The sequence below is a fragment of the Streptomyces sp. NPDC007896 genome (genome assembly GCF_042959425.1).
Lineage (GTDB): Bacteria > Actinomycetota > Actinomycetes > Streptomycetales > Streptomycetaceae > Streptomyces.
In genome coordinates, this window is record NZ_JBIBKX010000005.1 from 144282 (window position 1) to 158960 (window position 14679).

The window sequence follows — 14679 nt, forward strand, 5'->3', positions numbered from 1 at the left end:
ATGACCACGGTTCACGAGAGCGCACGCGAAGGAGACCTCGTCCTCGGCGCGCTCGGCGGCATGGGTACGCCGGTCGACTGCTCCGGCCTCGGCCGCCTCGATCTGGAAGGACCACAGGTCCTCTGGCTGGTGGCGGCGGGCGCCATGGACCTGTTCGCGGTGGACGCCGTCGAGCAGGGCCACTGGCACCACCTCGGCCGCCTCGAAGCGGGCTCCCTGCTGCTCGGCCCGGTCGCCGGCCCGCAACACACCCTCGTGGGGCGGCCGTTGCGGGACTGTGTGGTGCGCCGGATCGTGCTGCGCGAGCTGTACCAGCCGGTGGACACCCAGACCTGGTCCTACGACGAGTACGGCAACCCCCAGTACGTGCCGCCGACGTCGAGCCCGCTGGAGTACGCCCTCGCCCTCGGCGTCGGCCGCAGCCTCTCCATTCTCTTCCAGGCGCCCATGGCCACGGAGAACGCCGCCGCGCTCACCGACGACGACGTCTTCTGGATGCAGGTGCCGCCCGGGAGTGTCCAGTACGGCTCGCTGTACGGCGCCGAGGCGGCGGCCGATCTGCTGATGGACTCCGGTGTCTGGCAGGGCATGGTCGACCAGCAGTACCGGCTGCTGTCCACCCTCGACCGCTGGATCGAGCAGTTGGAGGCCAGCCACGAGGACCGTACGGCGGCGGGCATCAAGGCGGGCGAGGCCGTCCGCGCCCAGGCCGACCGGACCCTGCTGGCGTCGATCGGCAAGCAGTCGAAGCGCCCGACGACGGCCGACGCGGACGCCACGTACGCGGCTTGCAAGCTGGTCGCCCACGCGTCCGGGATCACGCTCGCCGAGCCCGCGCAGAGCGGCACGGAGAGCGACCGGCTCGACCCGGTGGAGCGGATCGCGCTCGCCTCGCGCGTCCGCACCCGTGCCGTACGCCTCGACGGGCGCTGGTGGCGCGACAACATCGGTCCGCTGGTGGGCCACCGTGCGGTGTCGGGTTCCCCGGTCGCGCTGTTGTGGCGGCGCGGCGGATACGTGGCCGTACAGCCGTCGTCGGGCCGGGAGACCCCGGTCGAGAAGGCCAACGCGCCGGAGTTCGAGCCGCGGGCCGTGATGTTCTACCGTCCGCTGCCCGAGCGGAAGATGAGCCCGCTACGGCTGCTGCGCTTCTGCCTGCAGGGCACGGGTGGCGATCTGCGCAACCTCGCGATCAGCGGTCTCGTCACCGTCGCGATCGGCGCGCTGGTGCCGATCGCCACCGGCAAGGTGCTCGGCGAGTACGTGCCCAAGGCCCAGCACGGTCTGATCGTGCAGGTCTGTCTGGCCATCATGGTCACCAGCATCGTGTCGGCGGCGTTCATGCTGCTGCAGAACCTCACGCTGCTGCGGATGGAGGGGCGGATCGAGGCGACGCTCCAACCTGCCGTGTGGGACCGGCTGCTGAGGCTGCCGACGAAGTTCTTCACGTCCCGCTCGACGGGTGAGCTGGCCAGCGCCGCCATGGGCATCAGCGCGATCCGCCGCCTCCTCGCGGGCGTCGGACCGACGCTCGCGCAGGCGGGCACGGTCGGCGCGATGAACCTGGGGCTGCTCCTTTGGTACAGCGTGCCCCTGGCGCTTGCCGCGATCGGCATGCTCGTCGTCATCGCGGCCGCGTTCCTCGGGCTCGGACTGTGGCAGGTGCGCTGGCAGCGCCGCCTGGTCGTGCTCAGCAACAAGCTGAACAACCAGGCGTTCCAGACCCTGCGCGGTCTGCCCAAGCTGCGGGTCGCGGCGGCCGAGAACTACGCGTACGCCGCCTGGGCGGGCGAGTTCGCGCGCAGCCGTGAACTCCAGCAGAAGGTCGGCCGCATCAAGAACCTCACGACGGTGATGGGCGCGGTGTATCTGCCGCTGTGCTCGCTGCTGATGTTCATGCTGCTCGCGGGTCCGGCGCGCGGCTCGCTGTCGGCCGCCGACTTCCTGACCTTCAGCACGTCGATGACGATGCTGCTGACCTCGGTCACCCAGGTGACCGGCGCGTTCGTGTCGGCGGCGGCCGCGCTGCCGATGTTCGAGGAGATCAAGCCGGTGCTCGACGCCACGCCGGAGGTCCGGGTCGCGAGCACCCGCCCCGGTGTGCTGTCCGGCGCGATCGAGGCCCGGCGGCTGTCCTTCCGGTACGCCGACGACGGTCCGCTGGTCCTGGACGACGTGTCGTTCGACATCAGGCCCGGCGAGTTCGTGGCGATCGTCGGCCCCAGCGGCTGCGGAAAGTCCACGCTGCTGCGGCTGCTGATCGGCTTCGACAAGCCGGTCTCGGGCAGTGTGCTCTACGACGGGCAGGATCTGGGGGCGCTCGACCAGTCCGCCGTACGCCGTCAGTGCGGGGTGGTGCTCCAGCACGCCCAGCCGTTCACCGGCTCGATCCTGGACTGCATCTGCGGCACCGAGCCGTACACGCCCGAGGAGGCGATGGCGGCGGCCGAGATGGCCGGCCTGGCCGAGGACATCAAGCGGATGCCGATGGGGCTGCACACCATCGTCTCCGGCAGCGGCGCGATCTCGGGCGGCCAGCGTCAACGCCTGATGATCGCCCAGGCGCTGATCCGCCGGCCCCGCATCCTCTTCTTCGACGAGGCGACCAGCGCGCTCGACAACGAGACCCAGCGCACGGTCATCGAGAGCACCCGGGCGCTCAACGCCACCCGGATCGTGATCGCGCACCGGCTGTCCACGGTGATGGACGCGGACCGCGTCATCGTGATGGAGGGCGGCCGGGTCGCCCAGCAGGGCCCGCCCGCGCACCTGCTCGCGGACACGGGCGGGCGGCTGCACGAGCTGGTGCGACGGCAGCTGGCCTGAAGCCGCCCACGGGGAGCCGTCAGTCCATTCCCGGCACCGGGGCGCCGGACGGGATCCCCGCCTCGACATATCGGGCGTAGATCTCCTTCCAGGACGCGGTGGCCCCGGCGTGCGGGCCCTCGAAGCGTTCGTCGCGGGCCTTCGCGTCCAGGGCGGCGAGGCACACCTCCCAGCCGGCGCCGTTGCGGGCGGCGGTGTTCTCGGCCGCGAGGACGTGGGTGAGGGTGAAGTGGGTGCGCTTCTCGTCCAGGGCGTCGAGGTCGAAGCGGAGCTCGTCGCCGCCCCAGTCGAAGGAGAGGTGCCGGGGCGGGTCGACGGCGAGGACCCGGCCCGTGGACTCGGGCATGTTCGGGTCGCCGCTGAACCTGATCGTGCCGCCGGGGCGCAGCTCGATCTCCGCCCGGGACGGGAACCACTCGACCAGTTCGTCCGGGTCGGTCACGAACCGCCAGACGCGCTCGACGGGGTGGTCGTAGGTGCGGCTGAAGCGGACGGCGGGGCGGCCGTCGTCGAGGGTGAGATAGGTGCCGGTGAGCGCGGTGGGTTCGGGGGACATGCGGCTCAGTCCTTAGGGGTGGGGGCTTGCGGGGTGTCCGACGGCTCCTCCGCCGTCCTGTCCAGGCGGCGGCCGAGGGCGTCCAGGCTCTCGTTCCACAGCTTCCGGTACGGGGTCAGCCAGGCGTCGAGTGCGGCGATCGGAGCCGGGTCGAGGGTGTACACACGGCGTTGCGCGTCCTGTCGTACGCGCACCAGGCCCGCGTCCCGGAGCACCCGCAGATGCTTCGACGTGCTCGGCTGGCTCAGACCGCACGCCTCCGTGATCTCCCCGACCGGCCGCGGGCGCTCAAGGAGCAGCGCGACGATCGTACGACGGTGGGGGTCGGCGAGAGCGGTCCAGAGGGTGGCGTCGGACATGGCCTCAATATGCCTTGGTGGTTATATTCCCGTCAAGGCATACACGCCACCTTGCCGCGGAGCCGCGAAGTCACGCCACGAAGACAACGGGCCCCGGCGACCACTGTGACGCCCGCCTCACCCGCCACCGCCAGCGAAACGTTGCCGTTTCGCTGGCGGTGTTCTAATCTCGACGTGTACGAAACAGTTTCGTTTACGTTCCTGTACCCCCTGAGCGACTTCCCTGGAGTGGTTCTCCCATGTCCCAGACCCTGACCGAAGGTGCCCGCAAGGGCGCCGTGGACGGCTCGTCCACTCCATCGTCGAAGCGGTGGTGGATCCTCGCGATCATCGGCATCGCGCAGCTGATGGTGGTCCTCGACGCCACCATCGTGAACATCGCCCTTCCCTCCGCGCAGGCGGACCTCGGCTTCTCCGACGGCAACCGGCAGTGGATCGTCACGGCGTACTCGCTGGCCTTCGCCTCCTTGCTGCTGCTCGGCGGACGCATCGCCGACCTCTTCGGGCGCAAGCCCGCCTTCCTCATCGGTATCGCCGGATTCGCCGGAGCCTCGGTGCTCGGCGGCGCCTCCACCAGCTTCGGGATGCTGGTCACCGCGCGCGCCCTGCAGGGTGTCTTCGGCGCGCTGCTCGCGCCCGCCGCGCTCTCGCTGCTGAACACGACGTTCACCGACGCCAAGGAACGCGCGAAGGCGTTCAGCGTCTACGGGGCGATCGCCGGCGCCGGTGGCGCGGTGGGCCTCCTGCTCGGCGGTGTGCTGACCGACGCGCTCGACTGGCGCTGGACGCTGTTCGTCAACCTCGTCTTCGCGGTCGTCGCCTTCGCCGGTGGCTGGGTGCTGCTGAGCAATCACCGTGACGCGGCGAACTCCAAGCTCGACCTGCCGGGCACGCTGCTGGTCTCCTCCGGTCTCTTCGCCCTCGTCTACGGCTTCTCCAACGCCGAGACACATGACTGGAGTTCGCCCCAGACCTGGGGCTTCCTCATCGCCGGTGGCCTCCTGCTGAGCGCGTTCGGCTGGTGGCAGACGCGCGCCGAGCACCCGCTGCTGCCGATGCGTGTGCTGCTCGACCGCAACCGTGCCGCGTCCTTCGTCACCGTTCTGATCACCGGCGCGGGCATGTTCGGCGTCTTCCTCTTCCTCACCTACTACCTGCAGCTGAACCTGGGCTTCAGCCCCACCAAGACAGGTGTGGCGTTCCTGCCGATGATGGCGGCCCTGATGGTCATGGCCCAGGTCTCCACCACCATCCTGGTGCCGCGGATCGGACCGAAGGTCGTCATCCCGGCGGGCTTCGCGATCGCGGTGGGCGGCATGGCCTGGCTGACCGGCATCGCAGTCGCCTCCGACTTCTCGACCGCCGTACTGCCGCAGCTGCTGCTGATCGGCGCGGGCCTCGGCATCGTGATGCCGCCCGCCATGTCGCTGGCCACCAGTGGGATCGCGGCGGAGGACGCGGGTGTCGCCTCCGCGACGGTCAACACCATGCAGCAGGTGGGCGGTTCGATCGGTACAGCGCTGCTGAACACGCTGGCCGCGAGCGCCGCGACGAGCTATCTCGCCGGCAAGGACGCGACCAGCAAGCTGGTCCAGGCGCAGGCGACGATCGAGAGCTACACCACCGCCTTCTGGTGGTCGGCGGGCTTCTTCGCCGCGGGCGCGGTGATCGCGTTCCTGCTCTACCGCCGCGGAACCCTGGAGGCGGACCCGGACGCCGTGCGGGCCGTCCACATGTAAGCCCCGTGTGATCATCCCCAGACCGAGGGGCCGCCGTCTGCAGGGAGACGGCGGCCCCTCCCACGTCTGCCGCGGCGGGCGGTCGCGGCGGCCGGCCGGGCCTGCTGGACCGGCTCGTTCCGTGCTCCGCAGGGCCGGTACACGACGAGCGCCCGCCGTTCCTTCTCCAGCCTCAACCCGGGCGGCGCGGGCGCGACTTCACCGTCGTAGGCGAGTGTGTCCGTCCCTCCGAGCTCCGCCAGCTCGACCCATGGGACCACCTCCGCTCCATAGACCCGGGACCGGCCGAGCGTGCCGGTGAGCGCGGAGACGATCACCCGGGTGCGGGCGAGCCGGTGTTCGCCGTCGATCAGGCGCAGGTCGATCAGCCCGTCGTCCAGGCGGGGCCGGCAGGCGGGAGCGAAGCCCTGGGGTTCGTAGCGGCTGTTGCCCGCGAAGAGCAGCCACAGACGCCGGTGACGTCCATTGACGCTCAGTTCCACCGGGGTCGCGGTGCGCAGCACCCGGACAAGGGCGACGGCCGCCGCCGGCCACTTGCCCAGGCGCCGCTCCAAGTGCTCCCGCATCCGTACGAGTTCGGGGTACAGGCCGATGCTGAAGGTGTTGAGGAACCGCACCTCGTGACCCGCAGCCGACCGGGCCACGCCGAAGTCCACGGCCACCGCCTCGCCCCGCGCGAGCGCGACGGCGGTGTCCTCGGCATCCCGTACGCCGACGTCCTGGGCGAAGTGGTTGAGGGTGCCGCCGGGGAACACCGCGAGTGCGAGCCCCCGCCCGGCCGCCGCGCGGGCCGCCGCGTTGACGCTGCCGTCGCCCCCGCACACACCGAGCGCACCGCCCACCGCCCCGGCCCGCTCGACCGCCCTGTCCACCGCCCGCTCCAGCAGCGCGGCGAAGTCGTCGTCCGGGCCGCGCTCGACCAGCTCGGCCCGCGGCAGCAGGTTGCGCAGCCGCTCGGCGGGCGGCAACGGTGTGCCGGGCGCCCCCGTCCCGGACGGGGTGTTGACGAAGACGACGAGTCCTTCGCCGCCGGGCAGCGCGGGCGCGGGCGCCGCGGGCCGTTCGCGCGCCGGGAGCGCGGGGCGCGGCGGCCACCAGCGGCAGGTGAGCGCGGCGGCTGCGACACCGATCGCCATCCCGGCCAGCACGTCTGCGGGGTAGTGCACTCCGACGTACACCCGCGAGAAGGCGACGGCGGCCGCGAAGGGCGCGACCAGGGCGCCGTATCCGGTCGACTCCAGGGCGACTCCGGTGGCGAACGCCGCGGCCGAGGCGGAGTGGCCGGAGGGGAAGGAGGTGGTGTGGGGCTGACGCTTCAGGTGCCGGATCGACGGCACGTGCTCCAGCAGCGGACGGGGCCGCCGGGTGCTCCACTTCACGACCGTGTTGACGGTCAGCGAGGCGATCGCGAGCGAGCCCACGCCCCGCAGGGCCGCCCGGCGGGGAGCCCGGCCCCCGACGAGCGCGAGGCCGGCCGCCGTGCCGAGCCACAGCCGTCCGTGATCGGCGGAGCGGCTGAGCCGTCGCAGCGCCGGATCCGCGCCGGGGACCCGTGCCGCGGCCACCCGCGTGAACAGCCGTCGGTCCCACTCGCCGAGAACACTCATGCCCCACGGGTACGGCACACGCGCCGCCTCGGCACCCCCAGTCAATACACCGTCCCCAATATTCACCCGTTCGAGTGAACAGGAGTGTGTCCGTGGCGACCTGAGGATGTTCCCGGCCAGGCCGGGGTAGCTAGCGAGACCACATGACCCTCGCAGATTCAGGGCTTCCCTCGGCCAACTCTCACGCCCACAGTTATCCGCGCGGTCCGTTCACCGTGGTCGAGGTGGCGGGAGAGATCGACATCGCGACGGCGGACGCGCTGGCCGAGCATCTGTCGGCCGCGACGGCCCGGGCCGAGCCGGACGTGCTGGTCGATCTGCGCCGGGTCGTCTTCTTCGACTGCTCGGGCCTGCGCGTACTGTGCCGGGCCGAGTCGAGGGCGCGGGAGCGCGGTGGGCGGCTCCGCGTCGTCTGCGACGGGCCCCGCGTCCACCGCCTCCTGCGCGCCACGCGCCTGCTCAGCCGCTTTCCGCCGCTGGCCGACCTCCCGGAACCACCGGAGTCGACGCACCCGCAGGACCGCCCGGCAGTTCCTCCTGCGTCCCGTCCGGAAAGCGGATCAGAACCCCGCCCCCGGTCGTGACCCGGGCGCTCGCACCGACGAGTTCGGGATCGCGGCCGAGGACCACCAGGGTGACGAGGAGATGGACCCCACCGGGGTGAACGGGCAGCGCGAGATGGGGAGTCGCCGAATGGACCCCATAGGCATTGGCGTCCCTGGCCCGCGCGACCAGACCCTCCCCCGACGCGTCCCAGCCGAGCAGACCGACGACCGCGCTCGTCAGCCCGTCCGGGCGCCGCGCCCGCGCCCAGCGCGGCCCCGTGTCCTCCTCCAACGGCCCGGCGTCGTCGGCCAGCGCCCACCCCCCTTCCCGTACGACCGCGCCACGCGGCCCCGCCACCCGGTGCACCCGGACCTCCCACGGACCGTGCACCACGCTGGTCGTCTCGATGCGGTGCTCGGCGCCCGCAAGACGTGCCGAGTGCCAGGAGGCGGCGCGGCGCCCGGCCGCGCCCAGGGGATGGATCCGACCACGCCGTGACTGCGTGCCGTCCGTCGCGACCAGCGCGAGGTGGTTGTCGATCCCGGCGGCCTCGGTGCCGATCCCGATCCCCTCGGTGTCGGGCGCGGCCGCGCTGGCGTAGGCGAACCTCGTGTAGTGCGGGCTGTCCTCGTCCGGTGCGGGCGGGGGCGGCAGCCGGTCGCTGCCGTGGTTCACCAGGCGTACGACGCCGTCGGCGGCCGTCGAGTGCAGGAGCCAGCCCGGGACGGGCAGCGCCACGCACGAGTCGGCCGTATCCACCGGTCCCGGCTCCTCGGGGGCCGTCCACACAGGGTGGTCGGCGGGGAGCAGCAGGCCGAGGAACGCCTTGCTCGCCCAGTACGGGGAGGCGGGTCCCGAGTAGCGCTGGGTGACCGGGAGAAAGGGGCGGTACCAGCCGAGGGACAGCAGCCCCTTCTCGTCGGGCACGCCGTGTTCGGCGAAGTGCTTCAGGGCTCCGGAGGCGAGGCGTCGGGTCAGGCCCGGTGCCAGCGGGGTCGCGTCGGCGAGGACGCCCGCCCACAGGGGCGCGGCGGTCGCGAAGCGGTAGGTGAGGGAGCGGCCCTGGTGCACGGGGGCGCCGTCCGTGCCGAAGAAGTACGGGTGGACGCCGAGGAATTCACGCAGCCGGGCGCGGTGCTCGGCCACCAGCTCCGGGTCGGCACGCGATCCGGCGACGCGCGCCCACAGCACCGGGTACAGGTGCAGGGCCCAGGCGTTGTAGTAGTCGAACTTGCGGCCGTCGCCGTCCGTGTACCAGCCCTCCCCCCGGTACCAGTCCCCCAGCCGCGCCAGCCCCGCGTCGATCTCGTCCCGGCTGTGCGGGGCGCCGACCGAGGCGAGGAACTCCTCCGTGATGACCTGGAAGAGCCGCCAGTTGGAGTCGTTGACCCTCGCGCCGATGAAGCCGCTCAGCCAGTCCACGACACGGCCGCGTACGGAGTCGTCGAGGCGGTCCCAGATCCAGGGGCGCGTCTCGTGCAGGGCGATCGCGACGGACGCGGCCTCGACCATGGGCTGACCCCGATCGGTGATGGGCGGCCACCGGTCCGGGCCGTGCGGGTCCGTCCCGGCGGTGAGCCCGGCCGCGTAGCGCTCGATCAGCGCGGGGCCCACCCGGCCGCCGGAGCCCGCGATGCGGAAGGCGGCGAGCAGGAAGGAACGTGCGTAGCCCTCGAGACCGTCGGACCAGGGGCCGGAGTGACTGGCCCGGCCGGGGAGCCGGTACTGGGCCGAGGTGGGTGAGGCGTAAGGGAGCAGACCGTCCAGGAGACGGTCGGCGGTCGCCTCCCAGTGGGCCCGGGTCCAACCGGTGACCGGTGAGGTGGTGGGGTCGGGGGGCGGCAGGTGTGTCGGGGCGGTGAGCGACACATGCGGGACGGTCATACGGGGGTGGATCCTCCGTCTTCTAGGGCCTGTGTGGAGTCGTGATCTGGATCAGGGAGCGGGGCGTGGTGCGTGCGATCGCAAGGCGCCGGAATGTCCTCGTAGGGGAGCTACCAGGACATTCCGGCAACGCGGCGAGCGTGCGTGCCACGCCCCGCGAGCCCAGATCACAACTCCACACAGGCCCTAGGCCCCGGGCGGGGGCGGCTGGACGCTGTCGCGCACGACGATGTGGGTGCCGAGCAAGTGGTGGGCGCCCGCCGCGTGTTCGGGGTCGCGCAGGGCGATGCGGACGGCGGCGCGGCCGAGTTCCTCGGCGGGGGTGCGGACGGTGGTGAGCGGGGGGTTGAAGTCCTCGGCGAGCGGAATGTCGTTGTAGCCGACCACCGAGATGTCCTGGGGCACGCGCAGCCCGGCGTCGGCGATGGCCCGCAGTGCTCCGGCGGCGACCATGTCGTCCCCGGCGAAGACCGCGGTGAAGCGCGCGGGGCCGACGTCCGGGGTGGTGGTGCCCGGGGTGGCGGTATCGAGGGTGCCGACCCCCGGGGTGGCGGTATCGAGGGTGTCGGCGTCCGAGGTGGCACAGTCCCCGGGGCCCGGGTTCCCTCCCGCCTTGAGCAGTTCCGTCATCGCGCGGTGGCCCGCCGCCCGGCCCAGGCCGCAGTCGACGACGTGGGCGGCCTCGGGGCCCAGGCCGTGCTCGGCGAGTGCGGCCCGGTATCCGGCGACGCGGGCGTCGAGGGCCGTGTTGCCGGGCAGGCCGCCCAGGAAGACGATCCTTCGGTGGCCGGCGGAGAGCAGATGACCGGTGATCGCGCGCGCCCCGGCCTCGTTGTCGAACTCGACGACGAGCGCCGGGATGTCGGGGTCCGGCGCGGGCCTCCCGCACAGGACGAGCCGCGCACCGGACGAGGCGAGCGCCTGCGCGTAGTGCGCGACGCGCTCCCGGTAGGCGTCGTCCTCGACGACCCCGCCGACCAGGATCACCAGCCGCGCCCCCTCCTCGCGCATCAACTGGACGAACTCCAGCTCGCGCCCGGGATCGCCGCCCGTGGTACCGACCAGGCAGAGCCAGCCGCGGGCGGCGGCCTCCGCCTCCACGCCCTCGGCGACCTGGGCGTAGAAGGGGCTGGTGACCTGGCGCAGGACGACGGCGACCATCTTGCGGCCGCCGCCGACCAGGGCGCGGGCGTGCGCGTTGGCGACGTAGTCGAGGTCGCGGGCGGCCCGCAGCACCCGGGCCCTGGTGGACGCGGGCACCGGATGGTTGCCGCTGAGCACGCGCGAGACCGTGGCCATGGACACTCCGGCCCGTTCGGCCACCTCGCGGATCGTGACCCGCCCCTTCGACGTCATGTCGCTCCCCATCCCCATGCCCATCCCCCGCGCCTCTCCGTCAACCGGCTCCGCCGTCTCAGGTGTTGGCGGCGTAGTCCTTCGCGAACTCCTCGGCCATTCTGTCGCCGCCGCGATCGCGCCACTTCTTCGCGGCCGCGTCGAGCTCGGACAGCGGCAGACGGCCCGCGATGACACCGGTGACGGTGTCGTCCATCAGTGCCCTGAGCGTGGTGCCCCGGGCGGTGTACGTACTGGACTGCAACCCGAAGGACGCGTTGCGGATCGCCACCGGTACCACCTTCATCTGCCAGGCGTGCAGGGCGCGTACGGCATCTGGCATGCCCGGCACGAACAGCACCTGGGGCCCCTCGGCGAGGTACTTCAGCGGCAGGTTGGTGTTGTTCTCGACGTCACCGAGCTCGGTGGCCTCGGGCGAGCCGTCCTTGCCGCGGGTGAAGTGGGTGCCCTCGACGCCGTAGTGGACGAGTTCCCACTCCTTGCTGCCGAAGGGCGCGGCGAGGTAGTTCAGGACGCGCAGGAGAAGCTCGATGCGCTCCTTCTTCGCCTTCTTCAGGACGGTGTAGCCGAAGGAGCGGCGGCCGGCGACGATCCCGCCGGGTGTCCCGTCCACGCTGTACGGCAGCGCGGCGGCCGGGGTCAACAGGCCCTTGGAGTCGAGGTACTTGGGGAGGTACCCGCCGAATCCGTCCTGCATGGAGCCGACGGTGCCGTTGAGGAAGAGCGTGCTCAGGTCCGGCTGGGAGAGGGAGGTGGCGTCGGGGTGGTAGGAGCCGTTCCTGCGGAGCTGCGCCTGATAGGCGACCGCCGCCTTGTAGCGTTCGTCGCCGTAGTTGGCGTGGAAGGTGCCGTCCTTGTCCACGGACCAGCCCTGGGGCGCGTTGTGCGCGGCGGAGTGCACCGCGTTGCCGAACAGTGAGCCGGTCGCGGCCCCGAGCGCGTACTTCTTGCCGCTGGTGCCCTTCTTGGCTACGGCGGCGAAGTCCCGGGAGGTCCAGCCCTCCTTCATCCCCGCGTCGGTGAAGAAGGCCTGGTTGAGCCAGAGGGTGGAGCCCGGCAGCGGGCGCTCCAGGGGGATGCCGTAGATCCGGCCGCCGACGCGGCCCATGTCGCGCCAGGCGTGGGTGGGGATGTTGGCGAGGTTGGGATGGGCCGCGATGGCCTCGCCGGAGAGGTACGGGGTGAGGTCCTCGGCCCTGCGCTGCACGAACTGGGCCTCGCGGGGCAGCACGAAGCCGGAGAAGATGTTGATGATGTCGGGCAGTTCGCCCGGGTCACCGGCCATCACCGTGGCCATCTTCTTCTGGTAGTCGGTCCCCGAGATGATCGTGTATTCGATCTTCACACCGAGCGCCTTCTCGACCGCCGCCCAGAACTGGTTCGCGGAGGCGGGCTTGGGCGGCGTACCGAAGGTCACCGACATGACCTTGACGGTGGAGCCGTCGCCCGGTGTGCGCGAGACGGCCGTGACCAGGTCGCCGGGATAGGCCGTGTATCCGGCCTGGACCCCGGCGTCGGTGGGTGCGAGGTCGGGCTTCGGGCCGGCGAACGCCTTGTACACGGGCCAAGGGGCCAGTTTTTTGCCCGCGTTGGAGACGTCACCGTCACCCGAGCCGGTCGAACAGGCGGCCAGTGCGCCGGGCGCGGCGACCGCGGCGCCGCCGACGGCCATCGAGCGCAGCAGGGTGCGCCGGGACAGGGAGGGCATGGGAAACCGACCTTTCCTGGTGGACGGAGTCAGCTCTTGACGGCGCCGGTGAGCACGCCCTTGGTGAAGTACTTCTGGAGGAAGGGATAGACGAGCAGGATCGGTACGGTGGCGATCACCAGGACCGCCATCTGCACCGTCTGCGGCGCGTTGACGGTGCCCTCGCCGACCGTCGTGTCGGTGCGCCCGGAACCGGCCACCACGTAGGTGCGCAGCACCTGTTGGAGCGGCCAGTGGTCGCTCTCCAGGTAGAGGGAGGCGTAGAACCAGGAGTTCCAGTACGCCACCGCGTAGAACAGTCCGACGACGGCGAGGGCCGCCTTCGACAGGGGCAGTACGACCGACCACAGCACCCGCCAGTCCCCCGCCCCGTCCAGCCGCGCGGCCTCGTACAGCTCCTCAGGGATCCCCTGGAAGAAGCCGCGCAGGACGACGAGGTTGAACACGTTCACGAGCACGGGCAGGATCAGCGAGCTGTACGAGTCGAGCACGCCCAGCTCCTTGACCAGCAGGAAGCCGGGGATCATGCCCGGGGGGAAGAGGAAGGTGAACAGGATCAGGAGCAGGACCGGCTTGCCGCCGAAGACGCCGGGGCGCGACAGCGCATAGGCGAGGGTGACGGTGCAGACGAGGCTGAGCAGGGTGCCGACGAGGGTGACGCCCGCGCTGACGCCGAGGGCATGGGTGACGATGCCGCCGTCGAGGATGTCGCGGTAGGCCTTGAGGGTGGGGTGCTGGGGCCAGAGCACCCAGCCGCCGTTCGCGACGACCTCCCGCTGGGAGGCCAGCGAGGTGGACAGGATGACGAGGAACGGCACGCACACCAGCAGGACGACGGCGACGAGGGCGACGGCCTTGGCGGCCTGGGTCGCGGGCCTCGGCTTCTCCATCCAGCCGGGCCGGGCATGGGTGCTCACCGGTAGACCCCCTGTTCGCCGAGGCGGTGGGCGACCTTGTTGGCCGCGTAGACGAGCAGGGCGCCGACGACACCCTTGAACAGGCCCGCGGCGGCGGCGAATCCATAGTCGCCGCCGACGATGCCCTGGTAGTAGACGAAGGTGTCGATGATCTCGGCGGCCCGCGGGCCGACGGCGTCGCGCTGGAGCAGCATCTGTTCGAAGCCGACGGAGAGGATGTCGCCGAGCCGCATGATGAGCAGCAGCACGATCACCGCGCGGATGGCGGGCAGGGTGACGTGCCAGAATCGGCGCCAGGGGCCCGCGCCGTCGATGGCCGCGGCCTCGTACTGCTGCTCGTCGACCTGGGAGAGTGCGGCGAGGAAGATGATCGTGCCCCAGCCTGCGTCCTTCCAGATGACCTGGGCGACGACGAGCGGTTTGAAGGCGTCGGGGTTGCCGATGATGTCCACGGTGTGCAGGCCGGCGTCGCCGAGATAGCTGTTCACCATGCCCGTGTCGCCCAGGACCTGCTGGAACAGGGCGACGACGATCACCCACGAGATGAAGTGCGGCAGGTAGGCCACCGACTGCACGAAACGGCGGATGCTGCTGCGGGTGAGGCTGTGCAGCAGCAGGGCGAGGGCGAGCGGGACGGGGAAGTAGAAGACGATCTGGAGGACCGCGATCCAGAGCGTGTTGAGGACCGCGTCCCAGAACTCGGCGTCCTCGAACATCCGCCGGAAGTTGTCGAGGCCCACCCAACGGCTGCCCCAGACGCCGTCGAACGGCACGTAGTCCTTGAACGCGATGACGTTGCCGAGCAGGGCGCCGTAGTGGAACACCAGGAAGTAAGCGAGCCCGGGGAGCATCAGCAGGAACAGCGTCCTGCTGCCGTGTTTCTGAAAGCGTTTCAAGCCGCGCCGGGCCTCGCCTGGAGGGCGGGGCGAGGGGTCCACCGCCTCCGTACCTGCGTGATCCCGTAACACTGCGGCCACGGAGCCTCCTCACCTCGGACTGTCGGGTGAGGGGAAATTAAAACGTTTCCAGTGCGGGGTCAACACTTCTGACACCACTGCGAGTTGAGGGCACCGAGCCCGGGCAGAAAGATGTCGGGGGCCGGCCGGCGGCCCCACTCCGCCTGACCGACCCCCGATGCGGGATCGCGTCGTTCTCCGTGCTTCGGGGCGCGCACTCCCCAC

The 14679-nt window shown here is 71.4% G+C and carries 10 protein-coding genes and 1 pseudogene; 3 read left to right on the forward strand and 8 right to left on the reverse strand.

Features of this window, described 5'->3' with window-relative positions; translation table 11 throughout:
* Positions 1–2826, forward strand: a complete 2826-nt coding sequence (locus ACFZDJ_RS18020) for an NHLP bacteriocin export ABC transporter permease/ATPase subunit (RefSeq protein WP_390936105.1) — start codon at positions 1–3, stop codon at positions 2824–2826.
* A gap of 19 nt (positions 2827–2845) precedes the next feature.
* Here the strand turns inward: ACFZDJ_RS18020 and ACFZDJ_RS18025 are convergent, their stop codons facing one another.
* Positions 2846–3382 carry an SRPBCC domain-containing protein gene (locus ACFZDJ_RS18025; RefSeq protein WP_390936107.1) on the reverse strand — a complete coding sequence of 179 codons (537 nt, stop codon included), beginning with the start codon at positions 3380–3382 and terminating at the stop codon, positions 2846–2848.
* Positions 3383–3387: 5 nt separating this feature from the next.
* Entirely contained in the window at positions 3388–3741 is a 354-nt protein-coding gene (locus ACFZDJ_RS18030; RefSeq protein WP_391060060.1) for a metalloregulator ArsR/SmtB family transcription factor, read from the reverse strand.
* A 239-nt stretch (positions 3742–3980) separates the two neighbouring features.
* On the opposite strand from ACFZDJ_RS18030, the gene ACFZDJ_RS18035 reads away from it, so the two are divergent.
* Complete coding sequence (locus ACFZDJ_RS18035; RefSeq protein WP_390936111.1) at positions 3981–5480, forward strand: DHA2 family efflux MFS transporter permease subunit; 1500 nt, start codon at positions 3981–3983, stop codon at positions 5478–5480.
* A gap of 11 nt (positions 5481–5491) precedes the next feature.
* Here ACFZDJ_RS18035 and ACFZDJ_RS18040 read toward each other — a convergent pair whose 3' ends face one another.
* Positions 5492–7087 carry a phosphatase PAP2 family protein gene (locus ACFZDJ_RS18040; RefSeq protein WP_391060062.1) on the reverse strand — a complete coding sequence of 532 codons (1596 nt, stop codon included), beginning with the start codon at positions 7085–7087 and terminating at the stop codon, positions 5492–5494.
* A gap of 143 nt (positions 7088–7230) precedes the next feature.
* Between ACFZDJ_RS18040 and ACFZDJ_RS18045 the strand changes: the two are divergent.
* A pseudogene (locus tag ACFZDJ_RS18045) lies at positions 7231–7533 on the forward strand (STAS domain-containing protein); the annotation flags it as partial.
* Between the two features lie 13 nt (positions 7534–7546).
* On the opposite strand, the gene ACFZDJ_RS18050 reads toward ACFZDJ_RS18045, so the two are convergent.
* From ACFZDJ_RS18050 to ACFZDJ_RS18070, 5 genes are all read right to left on the reverse strand, one after another.
* A complete protein-coding gene (locus ACFZDJ_RS18050) occupies positions 7547–9517 on the reverse strand; it encodes a DUF2264 domain-containing protein (RefSeq protein WP_390936115.1) in 1971 nt (656 codons plus the stop codon).
* Positions 9518–9703: 186 nt separating this feature from the next.
* Positions 9704–10873, reverse strand: a complete 1170-nt coding sequence (locus ACFZDJ_RS18055) for a substrate-binding domain-containing protein (RefSeq protein ID WP_390936117.1) — start codon at positions 10871–10873, stop codon at positions 9704–9706.
* Between the two features lie 58 nt (positions 10874–10931).
* A complete protein-coding gene (locus ACFZDJ_RS18060; RefSeq protein WP_391060064.1) occupies positions 10932–12581 on the reverse strand; it encodes a sugar ABC transporter substrate-binding protein in 1650 nt (549 codons plus the stop codon).
* A gap of 29 nt (positions 12582–12610) precedes the next feature.
* Positions 12611–13498, reverse strand: coding sequence for an ABC transporter permease subunit (locus ACFZDJ_RS18065; protein WP_391060066.1), 888 nt, complete (start codon positions 13496–13498; stop codon positions 12611–12613).
* Positions 13495–14349, reverse strand: coding sequence for an ABC transporter permease subunit (locus tag ACFZDJ_RS18070; RefSeq protein WP_391060564.1), 855 nt, complete (start codon positions 14347–14349; stop codon positions 13495–13497). Before ACFZDJ_RS18070 ends, ACFZDJ_RS18065 begins: the two co-directional genes overlap by 4 nt.
* Between the last annotated feature and the right edge of the window lie 330 nt (positions 14350–14679).

Excerpts from the sequence above, each read along its gene's own strand:
- ACFZDJ_RS18055 (WP_390936117.1), bottom strand. The coding sequence starts at position 10,873 with ATGACGTCGAAGGGGCGGGTCACGATCCGCGAGGTGGCCGAACGGGCC.
- ACFZDJ_RS18070 (WP_391060564.1), bottom strand. The coding sequence starts at position 14,349 with ATGCTCCCCGGGCTCGCTTACTTCCTGGTGTTCCACTACGGCGCCCTG.
- ACFZDJ_RS18030 (WP_391060060.1), bottom strand. The coding sequence starts at position 3,741 with ATGTCCGACGCCACCCTCTGGACCGCTCTCGCCGACCCCCACCGTCGT.
- ACFZDJ_RS18060 (WP_391060064.1), bottom strand. The coding sequence starts at position 12,581 with ATGCCCTCCCTGTCCCGGCGCACCCTGCTGCGCTCGATGGCCGTCGGC.
- ACFZDJ_RS18050 (WP_390936115.1), bottom strand. The coding sequence starts at position 9,517 with ATGACCGTCCCGCATGTGTCGCTCACCGCCCCGACACACCTGCCGCCC.
- ACFZDJ_RS18040 (WP_391060062.1), bottom strand. The coding sequence starts at position 7,087 with ATGAGTGTTCTCGGCGAGTGGGACCGACGGCTGTTCACGCGGGTGGCC.
- ACFZDJ_RS18035 (WP_390936111.1), top strand. The coding sequence starts at position 3,981 with ATGTCCCAGACCCTGACCGAAGGTGCCCGCAAGGGCGCCGTGGACGGC.
- ACFZDJ_RS18025 (WP_390936107.1), bottom strand. The coding sequence starts at position 3,382 with ATGTCCCCCGAACCCACCGCGCTCACCGGCACCTATCTCACCCTCGAC.
- ACFZDJ_RS18020 (WP_390936105.1), top strand. The coding sequence starts at position 1 with ATGACCACGGTTCACGAGAGCGCACGCGAAGGAGACCTCGTCCTCGGC.